This window comes from Roseibium sp. MB-4, assembly GCF_053005265.1.
This window is the reverse complement of record NZ_JBRKQB010000001.1, coordinates 675,273-689,915: the sequence shown is the minus strand read 5'-3', so window position 1 is coordinate 689,915 and position 14,643 is coordinate 675,273. Positions and strand designations below refer to the sequence as shown.

Sequence of the window (14,643 nt, the reverse complement as noted above, 5' to 3'; positions counted from 1 at the left end):
CTGGTGCGGTTGGTTTTAGTTGTCGTTGTATGGGTAAAGCGGGGCTGTCTGCTCACTGACATCAGCAATCAGCATTGCTCCGGGAGCGTGAGTGATCGAAAGGGGCGGTTTTGCTGTCATGATGGCAACTTGCGGCGTTACTCCACAGGCCCAAAACACCGGCACTTCCCCATCCTCAATGGGAACCGGGTTCCCCCAATCCGGGGCATCGATGGTCAAAATGCCGATCTCGGCAGGATCGCCAACATGCACCGGCGCGCCATGTGCCAATGGATACTTGCGGCAGATTTCATAGACTTCGTCGATCCGCTTTTTCGCAATGGGTCGCATGGAAACCACCATCCCGCCGCCAAACGGGCCACTTTGATGTGTCTCGATCGATGTCCGGTACATCGGGACGGTCCGGTCGAGATCGATATGGCGCATAGGTACACCGGCAAGCCTCAGGGCGTTCTCGAAGGTGAAGGAACATCCTATTGCAAAGGACACCAGGTCGTCCTGCCAGCAGGCGTTCAGATCGGACACTTGCTCGTCAAGTTTGCCGTGCCGGTAGATGTTGTAGCGGGCGGCATCTGTGCGGATATCAACTTCTGCACCGAGCTCAACAATCACGGGTTCGCCTGGGTTTGAGACACCGGCAAGCGGGCAGGCCTTTGGGTTGAGCCGGCAGAACTCATGAAATGGATCTGCATATTCACCCGGGAGAATCGCGAGATTGCACTGGAGTTTTCCGTGTGCCAGCCCGGCCGTGTGCCCCGAGTACCGGCCTGAGCGGATCGCGACGCGAACCTGCCCCATGTCAGCACCGGCCAATTCAGAAAACTTTGTGAGATCTTGCTGCATCGGTTGCCCAATTCCTTGTTGGCAAAAGGCTGCAGCGGATACATTATCAAGTCAAATCGTGTTTTTTTGCAGAAAGTGATCCAAATACCTGATCACATTAGCAATTGGGTCACAATGTCATGACACTTGAACAGCTTAGAACTTTTTTGGCGGTTGCGCGCATGGGCGGTGTTCGCAAAGCCGCCGAACAAATGAACATCTCACAGCCGGCCATTTCTGCCCGTATTTCCAGCCTGGAGGACTATCTTGGCACGCGCCTCTTCAGCCGCGAAACGACTGGGGTCTCGTTGACCGCAAAGGGCGTGGTTCTGCGGGATTATGCGGAGCAGATCATGGCAATCACGGAGCGCATCAAAGGCGATGTCATGTCCGATGACAGCATCAGCTCCCTGCTCCGTCTGGGCGTTGCAGAGACCATCGCCCAGACCTGGCTGCCGGATTTTCTTGCAGCGCTTCACACCACGTTTCAGCGGCTGAACATCGAGGTCACGGTCGATACATCGTTCAACCTTCGGGAGATGCTGCTCGACAGGGCCCTCGATCTGACAATCCTGATGGGACCAATATCCGAGTACAGTACCGACAACCTGCCGCTCCCGCCCTTTGATCTCGGCTGGTATAGGCCATTGGATCTAGAGGAGCCTGACCTCTCCCAGGTACCGGTCATTACCTACAACCGCAGCTCCCGTCCCTACCGCGAACTCGTTCAAAAGCTGCGCGATCTTTATGGGATTTCGACGCAAGTTTTCCCGACAAACTCACTGTCGACCGGGTTTGAAATGGTTGCGTCCGGGATCGGCGTCGGCATCCTGCCCAGTGTGCTGGGCCGCCGTTTGGTAGCCGAAGGCCGGATTGCGTCATTTGATCCCGGCTGGCAACCAAGCCCACTGGTGTTTACGGCAACCTATGTCGGAGAACCGCGCAACGAGTTGATTGCAAGGGCGGCGAAAATTGCGCAAGAGATCAGCATCAGGCACGCAAAACAATTCAACGATGCGTAATACTACTTGGGGTCAGGCCGAAATGACACTTCAGCCGTTCACTCGTCTCATGCTTGACGCCTGAGCTAATGTATCACCTGTTCGGCAGACAGCCTCTCCTTGAGAAACGGCTCGACAACGCCCTTAAGGGCTTTCGCCGGCAGCCGGTGCCCGCACTCGAGAACCTTCAAGATCACCTTCCCGCCCGAATTTTCAAGCGCCAACGAGAATGCTTCGGCTTGTGCAACAGGCGCCCGGTCATCATGGCGGCCATGCAACAGCAGCGTCTCAGTGGTGATTTTGTCGGCATGAAACAAGGCGGAGCGTTCGTGAAACGCTTGAGCCGACTGCCCGGCCTCCGTCTCGATTGCTATGCGCAGCCCATCCGCACAGTCCATATGAAACGCGTTGAGATCATACACGCCACTTGAGAGGACCACCGCTCGCAATCCGTCATACCGGGCGGCAACCATACCGGCTGCGACAGCGCCCCGGCTGTGGCCGTAAAGAACGATGCGCCCCGGGTCGATAGATGGTTGATTTTTCAACGCGTTTAATGCGGCGATGATCGCATCCTGGGTGTTGGGACCACAAAAATCACATGGACCATCAGACGCCCCAAAACCGGGTTGAGACACGGCGGCCGCGGTGACGTTCATGGCGACCGCAAACGTGCTTAAGGTTCCCCGGTCTACGAGTTCGCGGGCGCCGGTGAGTTGACCTTCCTGGTTGCCATGCACGAACAAGATCGCACCGCCCGGCTCTCCGCTTCCAATCGGATGCGCCTGAAACAGTTCCACCGCGGCGCCATCGCCGCGGTCGATGATATGATGATTTATGGTCGTCATGATGATCCCCAATCACCCCTTGGATCAGGATAAAAGCGTGGCGCACCATGTCAACAAACACGCCCGGGCGGGATTACCATAACGCTCGCTCTTCTAGATCGTTTCGCCTATCCAGCTCCTGATTGCCGCGGTCAACCGGTCCGGGGCGTCATGTTGAACAAAATGACCGACACCGGACCAGGCCCGAATGGTCAAACTGCCCTCCACGTACTCCCACAAATTGTTATGGCCCGCGGTTAGGACATAAGGGTCTTCTGTCCCATGGACGACAAGAACCGGCACTTTGATTGGGGGCGGGGTATCGGTGCGTTCGGTGTAAGGCTCGGCGGGAAAACACACCCGATAATAGTTGAGCATGCCTGTGCGATTGGACTTCTCCATCGCTGCCATATGGCGGGTACGGAACGCCGGATCATGGATCCAGGTGGAGAGCCGGTCAAAATCAAGTTTGGCTTCAGAGCCCAGCTGCTGGAACACCCGCGCATAACCGCTGGCTTTTTGTTGATCCGGATTGTTGGCAAGTTCGCGTGCAATGGCCCAGGGATGCGGCAGATTGACGATTCCAAGGCGCTGCACCCGATCTGGAAACAGCATCGCCGTTTGCCAGGCGACAAAACCGCCCCAGTCATGACCGATCACGACAGCGCCCCGTTCGCCACAGGCGTCTATGACCGCGCAGACATCTGAAGCGAGGGTCTCTGGTGCGTAAGCAGATGGATCTTCCGGATGATCGGAGAGATTGAACCCCCGAAGGTCCATGGCAACAGTGCGGTGGGTCTTTGACAAAGCATCCATCTGTTGCCACCAGGTGAGCCAGTGATCCGGGAACCCATGGATAAACACGACCAACGGCCCCTCGCCTGCGCTGGCAAAATGGATCTTGGTGCCGTTGTTATCGGCAAAATGATGGGTGACCTGGCCCTCAAATGCGGCCAACCTGGCCTCGTTGTTAATTGGAGACATTTTATCCTCTTGCTGTTTGAAAATTGTTTTTGGTGAAGTGTCCGAGCCATACGGCCAACAGGCAACCGGTCAACGCAATCGCGGTTCCTATGGCTGGCGCGGATGCTATTCCTGAGAGATCCAGTGCGGCAGCGCCGAGCGCAATTCCAAGGCCCTGACCGAAGTAAACCATGGATGCATTCAACGCGAAAACAAAGGTCGCCGAAGAACCAGCCAAAGCGGCAAGCCGGGCTTGCACAGTTGCGCCGATGGCAAATTGGGCTACAGGCCCAAGGACCACACTTACGAAGATGGTTCCCAGTCCGATACTGCCGGCCTGTTGAAGTCCAAGCGATGGAACGACAACGGCAAGTGAAACAGCCAAGACCAGGAACAGGACTGCGAGCAAGGACCGGTTTTGACCCATCGCGTATCTCGCCCCAAGCCGGATCCCGGCAAGACTGCTCAGCCCGGCTAAGAGCTGAAGCGCGGCGATCCCAAGGCCTGAAAACCCGGTGATTGCGCGGATAATCGGTCCCAGCAGCCCCACCAGTGTGAACAAGGCCGTGGAGGCAATCAGCATGATCGCAAGGTGAGCCACAATGGCCGTCCCTACAGGCTCACGAGACCCGGCAGAATGCTGTTGCAAAGGGATTTTGGAGGGCACACTCACCAAAACCAGCGCGAAGGCCATGACCGAGACAATACCCGTTGCCGCGAAACAGGACTGCCATCCGACGGTATTCCCGAGGACGGATCCAACCGGAATGCCGACGATCATGGCAAGAGGTATCCCGGCATAGACCTTGGCGACAGCCGCCGGTCTGCTGTCTTCGGTTGCGCCAGCTGAGGCAATCGCTGTTGCCAGCGGAAAAGCCAATGCCCCGACACCACCAACCAAGACCCTTGAGGCCATCAACGCGCCATACCCAGGCACCATAGCCGAAAGAAAATTGAGTACCGTCATCAACATCAAGACCGTCAGCAGGAGGGGCTTGCGGGGAAGAGATGATGTCAGTTTGGCAAGCATCGGACCGCAAATCGCGCAGGCGATTGCGAAGCCGGACTGCAGCGCCGCGGCTTCGCCGACAGTGACACCAAGACTTGCAGCCATTGGTACCAAGGCGCCGGAGAACGCAAAAGCACCCATGGTGAACGCAAAGGGGCACAACAAGAGAGCAAGGCTCATCATAAGAATTTATTCCTATCATCTTGCCAAAACTCGCCGTACCACCCGGCCGCAATCGGCGGGTATTTCTGCCGGCAAGTTTTGGAATAGGGATTTGAAAAACGAAGCGTTGCGATTATGGCAACTGAATTGCGATCGCGGTTGCCTCCCCGCCTCCGATACACAGGGACGCGATGCCTTTTTTGAGGCCGCGCGCCTTCAAGGCATGAAGCAGTGTGACCACGATACGGGCTCCGGTCGCTCCAATGGGATGCCCAAGAGCACAAGCGCCGCCATTTACATTGAGTTTGCCGCGCGGGATCCCCACTTCCTTGGCGGCGGCCATGGCGACGACGGCGAAAGCTTCATTGATTTCAAAAAGATCAACGTCTTCAACCGTCCAGCCGATCTGCTTGATCATTTTCTGAATGGCAGGAATAGGCGCTGTTGTGAACCATTCCGGTTCTTGGGCATGAGTCGCATGACCGACAATATGGGCCAGGACAGGCATTTCATACTCATGTGCCGTTTCCCTGCTGGTGAGCACCAAAGCAGCTGCGCAATCTGCATTGGCAGACGAACTCGCTGCCGTGATCGTTCCATTCTCCCCAAAGGCTGCCCGCAAATCCGGTATCTTGGCGGAGTTGATCTGCGGGGGGCGCTCATCCTTTTCAACAAGGATGGTTCCCTTTCGCGTCTGGACCGGAACGGGCACGATTTCCGATGCAAAGGTTCCATTACGAACAGCGGCTTGCGCCCGTTCCAAAGTTTCCATGGCATAGCTATCCTGGTCAGACCGGCTAAACCGGTACTTTTCCGCAGTTGCTTCGCCAAAGGCTCCCATCGGCCTACCGGTCTCATAAGCATCTTCAAGACCGTCGCGCATCATGTGATCGATGACTTCCGTGGACCCAGCCTTTCGCCCTCCGCGCATCTCAGGAAGCAGAAACGGTGCCCGCGACATTGATTCCATGCCGCCTGCGACCACGACATCAGCTGATCCGGCCTTGAGAAGATCATGGCCAAGCATGACCGATTTCATGCCGGAACCGCAGACCTTGTTGATGGTTGTGGCGTTGCAAGAATCAGGCAGACCGGCAGCACGCGCCGCCTGACGCGCGGGTGCTTGCCCGATGCCTGCGGGCAAGACGCATCCCATAAGCGCCTCGTCGACCAGATCACCAGAAACCCCAGCATCCTTGAGAACTGCTGATATCGCGGTTGCCCCAAGTTGCGGGGAAGGCACAGACGCCAATGCCCCCATGAAGCCCCCCAACGGTGTTCTCCTTGCTGCGCTGATGACGATTGGCCTGTCTTGAGTAAGCGGCATGATCTGAACCTCTATCTGAATTTCACGCTTAGATTATGATCGTATTCTTTATTGTCAACAAAAAGATTATGACTATAATCAAAGTCAGTTGATGGAGATTTTCTGATGAGATTGAGCCGCGAAGATGCGCGCGAAAACAGGGCACGGGTTGTCGAGACAGCCAGCCAATTGTTCCGCCAACACGGGTTCGATGGTATTGGCATTGCCGGCTTGATGAAGGCAGCAGGCCTCACAAATGGCGCGTTTTACAAACAATTCGCCAGCAAGGACGCCTTGATGGCCGAAGCCACCGCGCACGCCCTGACTGAAAACCTGGACCACTGGCGCCGAAGCATTGCCGAGGAAACATCAGGCTCTTCGAAAAATGCTGTAACGCGCTGGTATTTGTCCAAAACCCATGAAAACGCTCGCGGGACCGGCTGCGCCTATGCAGCCCTTGCCGGAGATGCACCGAGGCAGACCAAGGAAGTCCGTCTAGCTTTTGACGAAGCCTTACGCGAAACGGCCGCACTCGTTTCGGGGAAAGATGAAACCACGCCCCTCTCCGAGCAAGAAGATGCCTTGAGGTTCATCTCCCAAATGGTTGGCGCCCTCGTATTGGCACGGGCAACCGAAGATCCGGATCTTAAGGCAACTCTTCTGAAGGCCGCCGGAAAAACAGAATAATTACTTAAGTTTAGTCCTCGAAACCAGAAGACCGGCCCCGCAGTTTCTTGACCTGACCGCGCTGTTTCTTGGCATCGAGCCGTCTGCGCTTAGACCCAAGAGTAGGTTTGGTGGCTTTTCGGGGCTTGGGCTTTTCGGTCGCCCGTTTCAACAGATCAATCAACCGGGCCAACGCATCTTCGCGGTTGCGCTCCCGGGTCCTGTGCCGGTCCGCCTGGAGAATGATTTCGCCATATTGCGTCAATCGGCTTCCGGCTATCTTCGCGGCCCGGGTTTTGACTTCATGCGGCAGCGTTTGGTTGGCCCACAGATTGAACCTCAATTGAACGGCCGTCGACACCTTGTTGACGTTCTGACCGCCCGGACCCGAGGCTCGAATGAAATCCTCACTCAAATCGTCGCGCGTGATGTAGAGACTTCCGGTGACCGGAATTCGGGACGACGGCGCCGGCTGGTCTTCATCCCCGCTCATGCGGTTTCGGGTGCCTCTTCGGGAAGGCGCAGTCCGACACTTGCCAGAATCTGTTGTGTCACGGCCCGCTCGGTTTCCCGCTTGAAATCCTCATCGCTCAAATCGTGACCAGTCAGAGCCCGGATCTGCACGGCAAAATCCGCGTAATGCTGCGTGGTCGCCCAGATGGAAAAGATCAGATGCAACGGCTCGGTCTTGCTGATCTTGCCGTCCGCAATCCAGCTTTCGATCACCGCCACCTTTTCGGCAACCAGACGCCGGAGATCTGTTTCCAGGATCGGCAGGATTTGCGGCGCCCCTTGCATCACCTCATTAGCAAACAGACGCGAGGCTTCAGGGAAATTGGCGGATATCTCGATCTTCTGGCGGATGTAGGCAGCAAGTTCCGTGGCAGGGTCGCCCTCCCGATCAAGCGTTTTCAAAGGTGCCAGCCAGACGTCCAGAATATGCGCAAGAGCTGCCGTATAGATCGCTTCTTTGGACGAGAAATAATACAGGAGATTGGATTTCGACATACCGGCTTCGGCTGCGATCCGCTCCACCGTTGCACCGGAAAACCCGTACCGGGAAAATTCCTTCAAGGCGGCGTCCAGAATCAGTGTCCTGTTTTTCTCCTGGATCCGGCTCATACCACCGACCCTTGAACTCGCAGGCACTTGCCCACCGACATCAGCCATTTAGCTACCCCGCACTTGCCCCTTAGAGCGTATTCCCCACAGACAACCGATTTCCTTCAGAAACCAACATCCGCGCCGTCCTTGGCCATGAAAATGCACCAAACACGGACATGATCACAAATTAGTCACACCGGCTGATTTTGCATCTTGACCATTTGGTCAAAAGCGCCATAGGCTAAATTGACCAGATGGTCAGAAGGCTAGACGATCCGGATCGGCGCCGCAATGGGGCAGACGGAACCGGACGAGCCTCAGTCATCAGGCAAGAATGGCCGGAAAACGGTCTGGCCCAAATGGCCGACAGAGGATTTCGCACCCGGCAAAAGAGGCCAAAGCCCGCGCCAGGTGCACAAGGAACAGCCAGGGGGAGAGGACCCGGCATGTCAGTGAAATTCCTGCTTTGCGCGGGCAGCTGACCTATGTCTTACTCTCCTCCATAGAAAACAACCAACAGGCGGTTCGCGATACGCGTTAAGGACCGCAAGGAGGACGCATGTCGTCATCGGCATCAGCAGCATCGAGCCAGGCTGCAACCAACAATCTTGAAGCATTCTGGATGCCCTACACGGCGAACCGCCAGTTCAAGCAGAACCCGCGGATGTTCGTCGGCGCGAAGGACATGCACTACACCACCTCCGATGGCCGGCAGGTTTTGGATGGGACAGCAGGTCTATGGTGCTGCAACGCGGGTCACGGCCGCCCGAAGATCGTGGAAGCGGTCCAGAATCAAGTCGCCGAGATGGACTACGCCCCGGCGTTCCAGATGGGCCATCCGAAGGCATTTGAGCTGGCGGCCCGCCTCACCGCCATGATGCCCTCCCCGCTGGATCATGTGTTTTTCACGAACTCGGGGTCTGAGAGCGTCGACACGGCCCTGAAAATCGCACTCGGGTATCAGCGCTCCATCGGTCAGGGCACACGGACCCGGTTTATCGGCCGTGAACGCGGTTATCACGGCACCGGTTTCGGCGGGATTTCCGTTGGCGGCATCGTCGCGAACCGCAAACAGTTCGGCAATATGCTGAACGGTGTCGACCATCTGCCGCACACTCACGACCTCAGCCGGAATGCCTTTTCCCGCGGGGAGCCGAAAAACGGTGCAGAATATGCCGAAGAACTGATCCGTCTGGTCCAGTTGCATGATGCCTCCACTATCGCTGCCGTAATCGTGGAGCCTGTCGCCGGCTCGACGGGCGTTTTGATCCCGCCAGTTGGATATCTCAAGCGTCTGCGGGAAATTTGCGACCAGAACGGCATTCTCCTGATCTTCGACGAAGTGATCACCGGTTTCGGACGCCTCGGAACGCCGTTCGCGGTCGACTATTTCGACGTCATTCCGGACATGGTGACGACGGCCAAGGGTATCACCAGCGGCGTGATCCCGATGGGTGCAGTGTTCTGCGCCAAGAAGATCTATGATGCGTTCATGGATGGGCCCGATCATCTGATCGAACTTTTCCACGGCTATACCTATTCCGGTCACCCGATTGCCTGTGCAGCCGCTCTGGCGACCTTGGATACCTATGAAGAAGAAGGCCTTCTGACCCGGGCGGCAAGCCTGGCCCAATATTGGGAAGACGGCCTGCACTCGCTAAAAGATTGTCCGCACGTGATCGACATCCGCAATCTTGGCCTGATCGGGGCGATTGAGCTGACACCGATCGACGGTGCGCCGACGAAACGTGCGTTCTCCGCATTCCTGAAAGCCTATGACGACGGCATTTTGATCCGCACGACCGGTGACATCATCGCGTTGTCGCCGCCGCTGATCATTTCCGAAGCTCAAATCGACGAGTTGTTCGGCAAATTGCGGACGGTTTTGAACGCGATCGACTAACGGAAAGCCAGTCATGACGAGACCAGCTGCCACCAGCGAAACCCTGATCGATGATGATCGTGTCCGCGTGACACGATTTGACTTCGAACCTGGCGCGGAGACCGGCTGGCATCGTCATGGCTTCGACTACGTCATTACGGCAGTCACTGACTGCCAGATGTTGCTGGAGGAGCCGGGTGGCACGAGCAGAACCGTAACGGTTGCAGCTGGCACGGCTTACCGGCGCTCTGAAGGCGTGGAACACAATGTAATCAACGGCGGAGACAATCCGATGTCCTTCGTCGAAGTGGAATTGAAATAGGAGACAGGGCACCATGGCAGCTCCGGGCGAAAACCTCAGGATCAACGCAGACCGGCTGTGGGACAGCCTGATGGAAATGGCCAAGATCGGTCCGGGCGTTGCTGGTGGCAACAACCGTCAAACCCTTACAGATGCGGACGCGGAAGGCCGGAAACTTTTTCAGAAATGGTGCGAAGACGCCGGCATGACCATGGGTGTCGACACCATGGGCAACATGTTCATGACACGGCCGGGCACAGATCCGGACGCCCTGCCCGTCTATGTCGGGTCTCATCTAGACACCCAACCGACCGGCGGCAAATACGACGGCGTTCTGGGTGTGCTTGGCGGCCTTGAAGTCGTGCGCACGATGAACGATCTCGGCATCAAGACCAAACACCCGATCGTTGTGACCAACTGGACCAACGAGGAAGGCACGCGCTTTGCCCCGGCTATGCTGGCCTCCGGCGTGTTTGCGGGCATTCACACCCTCGATGAAGCCTATGCAAAAGAAGATCATGAAGGTCTGAAATTTGGCGATGAGCTGAAGCGTATCGGCTGGGTGGGCGATGAAGAAGTTGGCGCCCGCAAAGACAAGATGCACGCCATGTTCGAGCTGCACATCGAGCAAGGCCCGATCCTGGAGGCGGAAGGCAAGGACATCGGTGTTGTCACTCACGGCCAAGGCCTCTCCTGGACCCAGGTGACCATTACCGGCAAGGACAGCCATACCGGATCCACGCCGATGCCGATGCGCAAGAACGCCGGACTTGGTATGGCCCGGATCCTGGATCTGGTCGACGAGATTGCCTGGTCCCACAAGCCGCACGCCGTCGGCGCCGCCGGCCATATCGACGTTTATCCGAATTCCCGAAATGTGATCCCGGGCAAAGTGGTTTTCACCATCGACTTCCGTTCGCCGGACATCAACGTCATTGCGGCGATGGAAGAGGATATGAAGAAAGGCGCAAAGAAGATTTGCGACATGATGGGCCTGGAGGTCGAGTTTGAAAAAGTCGGCGGCTTTGATCCGGTCACCTTCGACGAAAACTGCGTCACCGCTGTCCGCAATGCGGCTGAGCGCCTCGGCTACACCCATCAAAACATCATCTCCGGCGCGGGTCACGATGCTTGCTGGATCAACAAGGTCGCGCCGACAGCGATGATCATGTGTCCCTGCGTGGACGGATTGTCCCACAACGAAGCCGAAGAAATCTCCAAGGATTGGGCGAAAGCTGGCACGGATGTTCTCTTCCATGCGGTCGTCGAAACAGCGGAAATCGTGGAGTAGGTTCCGAACTAACAGAGACACCAATGAGATACGCAGCCCCAAAAATCATGCACATCGGAAAGGCGCTGAGAGCAGCGGCTATCACGATGGTGTGTGGATTTGGGGTCTGCGGGGCGCATTCGGCACCGGCATTCGCGGCGGCGAAGTTCCATGTCGGAGACCGGTGGGATTGGCAGCTCAAAGGACCTGCCGATCTCGATCGGGATGTCGAAGTGCTGACGCTTGATCCGCGGCTTGTCACTGCGGACCAACTGCAAGCGCTCCGCGCACAAGGGGTCGATACGGTCTGCCACGTCAACGCTGGAACAATTGCAGAGACAGACCCTGGGTTTTCTGACCTTCCGCCCACTGTCATCGGCAGCGCACACAAGACCAAGCCGAACGAACATTATCTGGATTTACGCCGCCTTCAAATGGTTGTGCCGGTGATCACACAGCAGATCGTTGCCTGCAAAAAACAGGGTTTCACTGCCATAGAACCGGATGGTCTCGACGCTTATGCGCAAGACAGCGGCTTCCCGCTAACCGCGGCGGATACGGTCCACTATGCCACAACGCTGGCCCATGTGGCGCATGGTTTGGGGCTCAGGATCGCGCAAAAGAACGTCCCGGAGCTCACCGAAGCCTTGCTGCCGCATTTTGATTTCGCGATCACCGAAAGCTGCTTTGAAACCGGCACATGCGAGCAGATCGCAGCTTATCCAGAGGTAAACAAACCGGCCTTCAATGCCGAATACACGGATGCCGACATTGATTTTGCAAAAGCCTGCGCAGAAGGCGCGCGGCTGAACATCAACATGATCCGCAAGGACCGGCCGGTGACGGCACCGGTGATCTTCTGCCAGGCAGAGTTTTGATCAAACAGACGAGACAGGCTGTTCGGACCGATAGTCCGAGACCGCCGAGACAAGAAGGGGAACGACAATGGCAAGCAAAGTGATCAAGGGCGGCACCGTCGTCACCGCTGACCTTTCCTATGAAGCGGACGTGAAAATCGAAGGTGGCAAAATCGTCGAAATCGGTCCAAATCTATCCGGCGATGAAACACTGGATGCGACCGGCTGCTATGTGATGCCGGGCGGGATCGATCCGCACACGCACCTCGAAATGCCGTTCATGGGCACATTCTCTTCTGACAACTTTGATTCCGGCACCCGTGCGGCGCTTTCGGGCGGCACGACAATGGTGGTGGACTTCGCCCTGCCCTCGCCCGGTCAAGGTCTCCTGGAAGCCATTCAGATGTGGGACAACAAGTCGACGATGGCCCACTGCGACTACTCCTTCCACATGGCGATCACCTGGTGGGGCGAGCAGGTCTTCAACGAGATGGAGACTGTTGTCCGCGAAAAAGGCATCAACACCTTCAAGCACTTCATGGCCTACAAAGGCGCCTTGATGGTGAACGATGACGAGATGTTCGCATCTTTCCAACGCTGTGCGGAACTTGGTGCCCTGCCGCTGGTGCACGCCGAAAACGGTGACGTTGTCGCAACGCTGCAGCAAAAACTTCTGTCAGAAGGCAACAACGGTCCGGAAGCGCATGCCTATTCCCGCCCGCCGGAAGTCGAGGGCGAGGCCACAAACCGCGCCATCATGATCGCAGACATGGCCGGCGTCCCGGTCTACATCGTGCACACATCGTCGGAGCAGGCCCATGAAGCGATCCGCCGCGCCCGCCAAAACGGCATCCGGGCTTATGGCGAACCGCTCATCCAGCACCTGACCCTTGATGACAGCGAGTACAAGCATCCCGACTGGGACCATGCCGCCCGCCGGGTGATGTCGCCGCCCTTCCGCGACAAGAAACACCAGGACAGCCTGTGGGCGGGGCTCGCCTCCGGGTCTCTTCAAGTTGTTGCAACTGATCACTGCGCCTTTACGACCGATCAGAAGCGCACCGGTATCGGCGATTTCACCCAGATCCCGAACGGCACCGGCGGCCTCGAAGACCGGATGCCGATGCTCTGGACCTACGGTGTCGGCACGGGCCGTTTGACACCGAACGAGTTCGTTGCTGTGACTTCAACCAATATTGCAAAGATCCTGAATATCTATCCGAAAAAAGGAGCAATTTTGGTTGGCGCAGACGCAGATATTGTGGTTTGGGACCCAGAGAAGGAAAAGACGATCTCCGCTTCTAGCCAGCAATCTGCCATCGATTACAACGTCTTTGAAGGCAAGCATGTGAAAGGTCTGCCGCGCTACACGTTAACCCGCGGACGCGTCGCGGTCGAAGACGGGACGGTCAACCCGCAGCAGGGCCATGGTGAATTCGTCAAACGCGAGCCATTCCAGGCGGTCAACAAGGCGCTGTCCACCTGGAAGGAACTGACCGCACCACGCAAGGTCGAACGCACCGGCATACCGGCCAGCGGCGTCTGATTTGAAACAAGCTCAGACCGCGATCCAGATATCGCGGCCTGAGCTCTTGCCGGGCATTGCCCCGCGACCTTCGCCTGTAGGAAAAAGAAGAAAATGCTGACTGCCGCTGAAATTGAAGATGGACTGGAAGACGCCATGAGCTCACAGGCGAACCGGGTGATCGATATCGACAATTTGTCGCTCACCTTTGAAACCAACGATGGCCCGGTCCATGCGCTGTCCGACATTGACCTGAAAATCGAGGAGGGTGACTTCGTCTCCTTCATCGGTCCATCCGGCTGCGGCAAGACCACCCTGCTGCGCGTAATTGCCGATCTGGAGCGGCCAACGGCTGGATCCATCACCGTCAATGGCGTTTCTCCGGAAGAGGCACGGCTCAATCGCGCCTATGGATATGTCTTTCAGGCGGCAGCCCTTTATCCCTGGCGGACGATTGCAAAAAACGTTGCCCTGCCACTGGAGATCATGGGCCTTTCACGCGAAGAACAGCAGCAGCGCATCCAGAAAAACATGGAGCTGGTGAACCTCGCCGGATTTGAAAAGAAATACCCATGGCAGCTCTCCGGCGGAATGCAGCAGCGGGCATCCATTGCCCGTGCCTTGGCTGTGGAACCCGACCTCCTGCTGATGGATGAACCCTTTGGCGCGCTCGATGAAATTGTGCGCGATCACCTCAACGAGCAGCTGCTGCAGCTTTGGGCGAAAACCAATAAGACCGTCGTTTTCGTCACCCACTCCATTCCGGAAGCTGTGTTCCTGTCGACCAAGATCGTCGTCCTGTGTCCGCGGCCCGGCCGGATTTACGATGTGATCGAAAGCGACTTGCCGCGCGACCGTAATCTCGACATTCGCGAGACTCCGGAGTTTTTGAAGATCGCCCACCGTGTCCGCGAAGGCCTGAAGGCCGGTCACTCCTATGAAGACTGA

General features: G+C 57.0%; 15 protein-coding genes. 8 read left to right on the top strand and 7 right to left on the bottom strand.

From position 1 onward, the window contains the following. Nucleotides 1–15: 15 nt before the first annotated feature. Nucleotides 16–843: a putative hydro-lyase gene (locus ACVDG4_RS03370; RefSeq protein ID WP_447234011.1), complete on the bottom strand. Its 828-nt coding sequence runs from the start codon at nucleotides 841–843 to the stop codon at nucleotides 16–18. Nucleotides 844–962: 119 nt separating this feature from the next. Here ACVDG4_RS03370 and ACVDG4_RS03365 point away from each other — a divergent pair, with 119 nt between their 5' ends. Continuing rightward, nucleotides 963–1,844 (top strand): LysR family transcriptional regulator, encoded by an 882-nt coding sequence (locus ACVDG4_RS03365; RefSeq protein WP_306148760.1) that lies wholly within the window; start codon nucleotides 963–965, stop codon nucleotides 1,842–1,844. A 65-nt stretch (nucleotides 1,845–1,909) separates the two neighbouring features. Here the strand turns inward: ACVDG4_RS03365 and ACVDG4_RS03360 are convergent, their stop codons facing one another. The 4 genes from ACVDG4_RS03360 to ACVDG4_RS03345 form a co-directional block, all read right to left on the bottom strand. After that, a complete protein-coding gene (locus ACVDG4_RS03360) occupies nucleotides 1,910–2,671 on the bottom strand; it encodes an alpha/beta hydrolase family protein (protein WP_447234010.1) in 762 nt (253 codons plus the stop codon). 93 nt (nucleotides 2,672–2,764) lie between these two features. Continuing rightward, complete coding sequence (locus tag ACVDG4_RS03355; RefSeq protein ID WP_447234009.1) at nucleotides 2,765–3,634, bottom strand: alpha/beta fold hydrolase; 870 nt, start codon at nucleotides 3,632–3,634, stop codon at nucleotides 2,765–2,767. Between the two features lies 1 nt (nucleotide 3,635). Further along, nucleotides 3,636–4,805, bottom strand: a complete 1,170-nt coding sequence (locus tag ACVDG4_RS03350; RefSeq protein WP_447234008.1) for an MFS transporter — start codon at nucleotides 4,803–4,805, stop codon at nucleotides 3,636–3,638. Between the two features lie 112 nt (nucleotides 4,806–4,917). Continuing rightward, nucleotides 4,918–6,111, bottom strand: coding sequence for a thiolase family protein (locus tag ACVDG4_RS03345; RefSeq protein ID WP_447234007.1), 1,194 nt, complete (start codon nucleotides 6,109–6,111; stop codon nucleotides 4,918–4,920). Between the two features lie 105 nt (nucleotides 6,112–6,216). Here ACVDG4_RS03345 and ACVDG4_RS03340 point away from each other — a divergent pair, with 105 nt between their 5' ends. After that, complete coding sequence (locus tag ACVDG4_RS03340; protein WP_447234006.1) at nucleotides 6,217–6,777, top strand: TetR/AcrR family transcriptional regulator; 561 nt, start codon at nucleotides 6,217–6,219, stop codon at nucleotides 6,775–6,777. Nucleotides 6,778–6,787: 10 nt separating this feature from the next. Here ACVDG4_RS03340 and arfB read toward each other — a convergent pair whose 3' ends face one another. Both arfB and ACVDG4_RS03330 read right to left on the bottom strand, forming a co-directional pair. Next, nucleotides 6,788–7,249 (bottom strand): alternative ribosome rescue aminoacyl-tRNA hydrolase ArfB, encoded by a 462-nt coding sequence (gene arfB / locus ACVDG4_RS03335; RefSeq protein ID WP_447234005.1) that lies wholly within the window; start codon nucleotides 7,247–7,249, stop codon nucleotides 6,788–6,790. Then, a complete protein-coding gene (locus ACVDG4_RS03330; RefSeq protein ID WP_447234004.1) occupies nucleotides 7,246–7,926 on the bottom strand; it encodes a TetR family transcriptional regulator C-terminal domain-containing protein in 681 nt (226 codons plus the stop codon). The genes arfB and ACVDG4_RS03330 overlap by 4 nt, the downstream gene beginning before the upstream one ends. Before the next feature lie 493 nt (nucleotides 7,927–8,419). On the opposite strand from ACVDG4_RS03330, the gene aptA reads away from it, so the two are divergent. The 6 genes from aptA (at nucleotide 8,420) to ACVDG4_RS03300 (ending at nucleotide 14,643) form a co-directional block, all read left to right on the top strand. After that, nucleotides 8,420–9,763, top strand: a complete 1,344-nt coding sequence (gene aptA, locus ACVDG4_RS03325) for an omega-aminotransferase AptA (RefSeq protein WP_428525496.1) — start codon at nucleotides 8,420–8,422, stop codon at nucleotides 9,761–9,763. Between the two features lie 13 nt (nucleotides 9,764–9,776). Then, nucleotides 9,777–10,064: a cupin domain-containing protein gene (locus ACVDG4_RS03320; protein ID WP_409687624.1), complete on the top strand. Its 288-nt coding sequence runs from the start codon at nucleotides 9,777–9,779 to the stop codon at nucleotides 10,062–10,064. A 13-nt stretch (nucleotides 10,065–10,077) separates the two neighbouring features. Continuing rightward, the gene (locus tag ACVDG4_RS03315; RefSeq protein ID WP_447234003.1) at nucleotides 10,078–11,334 is read left to right on the top strand and encodes a Zn-dependent hydrolase; all 1,257 of its coding nucleotides are present in this window, start codon (nucleotides 10,078–10,080) and stop codon (nucleotides 11,332–11,334) included. A gap of 23 nt (nucleotides 11,335–11,357) precedes the next feature. Beyond that, entirely contained in the window at nucleotides 11,358–12,191 is an 834-nt protein-coding gene (locus tag ACVDG4_RS03310) for an endo alpha-1,4 polygalactosaminidase (protein WP_447234002.1), read from the top strand. A 67-nt stretch (nucleotides 12,192–12,258) separates the two neighbouring features. Next, nucleotides 12,259–13,716: a dihydropyrimidinase gene (gene hydA / locus ACVDG4_RS03305; protein ID WP_422023670.1), complete on the top strand. Its 1,458-nt coding sequence runs from the start codon at nucleotides 12,259–12,261 to the stop codon at nucleotides 13,714–13,716. 135 nt (nucleotides 13,717–13,851) lie between these two features. Continuing rightward, entirely contained in the window at nucleotides 13,852–14,643 is a 792-nt protein-coding gene (locus ACVDG4_RS03300) for an ABC transporter ATP-binding protein (RefSeq protein ID WP_133947767.1), read from the top strand.

What these genes read in the sequence shown, in the direction of transcription:
- ACVDG4_RS03370 (WP_447234011.1), bottom strand. Translation starts at nt 843, where the DNA reads ATGCAGCAAGATCTCACAAAGTTTTCTGAATTGGCCGGTGCTGACATG.
- ACVDG4_RS03365 (WP_306148760.1), top strand. Translation starts at nt 963, where the DNA reads ATGACACTTGAACAGCTTAGAACTTTTTTGGCGGTTGCGCGCATGGGC.
- ACVDG4_RS03360 (WP_447234010.1), bottom strand. Translation starts at nt 2,671, where the DNA reads ATGACGACCATAAATCATCATATCATCGACCGCGGCGATGGCGCCGCG.
- ACVDG4_RS03355 (WP_447234009.1), bottom strand. Translation starts at nt 3,634, where the DNA reads ATGTCTCCAATTAACAACGAGGCCAGGTTGGCCGCATTTGAGGGCCAG.
- ACVDG4_RS03350 (WP_447234008.1), bottom strand. Translation starts at nt 4,805, where the DNA reads ATGATGAGCCTTGCTCTCTTGTTGTGCCCCTTTGCGTTCACCATGGGT.
- ACVDG4_RS03345 (WP_447234007.1), bottom strand. Translation starts at nt 6,111, where the DNA reads ATGCCGCTTACTCAAGACAGGCCAATCGTCATCAGCGCAGCAAGGAGA.
- ACVDG4_RS03340 (WP_447234006.1), top strand. Translation starts at nt 6,217, where the DNA reads ATGAGATTGAGCCGCGAAGATGCGCGCGAAAACAGGGCACGGGTTGTC.
- arfB (WP_447234005.1), bottom strand. Translation starts at nt 7,249, where the DNA reads ATGAGCGGGGATGAAGACCAGCCGGCGCCGTCGTCCCGAATTCCGGTC.
- ACVDG4_RS03330 (WP_447234004.1), bottom strand. Translation starts at nt 7,926, where the DNA reads ATGGCTGATGTCGGTGGGCAAGTGCCTGCGAGTTCAAGGGTCGGTGGT.
- aptA (WP_428525496.1), top strand. Translation starts at nt 8,420, where the DNA reads ATGTCGTCATCGGCATCAGCAGCATCGAGCCAGGCTGCAACCAACAAT.
- ACVDG4_RS03320 (WP_409687624.1), top strand. Translation starts at nt 9,777, where the DNA reads ATGACGAGACCAGCTGCCACCAGCGAAACCCTGATCGATGATGATCGT.
- ACVDG4_RS03315 (WP_447234003.1), top strand. Translation starts at nt 10,078, where the DNA reads ATGGCAGCTCCGGGCGAAAACCTCAGGATCAACGCAGACCGGCTGTGG.
- ACVDG4_RS03310 (WP_447234002.1), top strand. Translation starts at nt 11,358, where the DNA reads ATGAGATACGCAGCCCCAAAAATCATGCACATCGGAAAGGCGCTGAGA.
- hydA (WP_422023670.1), top strand. Translation starts at nt 12,259, where the DNA reads ATGGCAAGCAAAGTGATCAAGGGCGGCACCGTCGTCACCGCTGACCTT.
- ACVDG4_RS03300 (WP_133947767.1), top strand. Translation starts at nt 13,852, where the DNA reads ATGAGCTCACAGGCGAACCGGGTGATCGATATCGACAATTTGTCGCTC.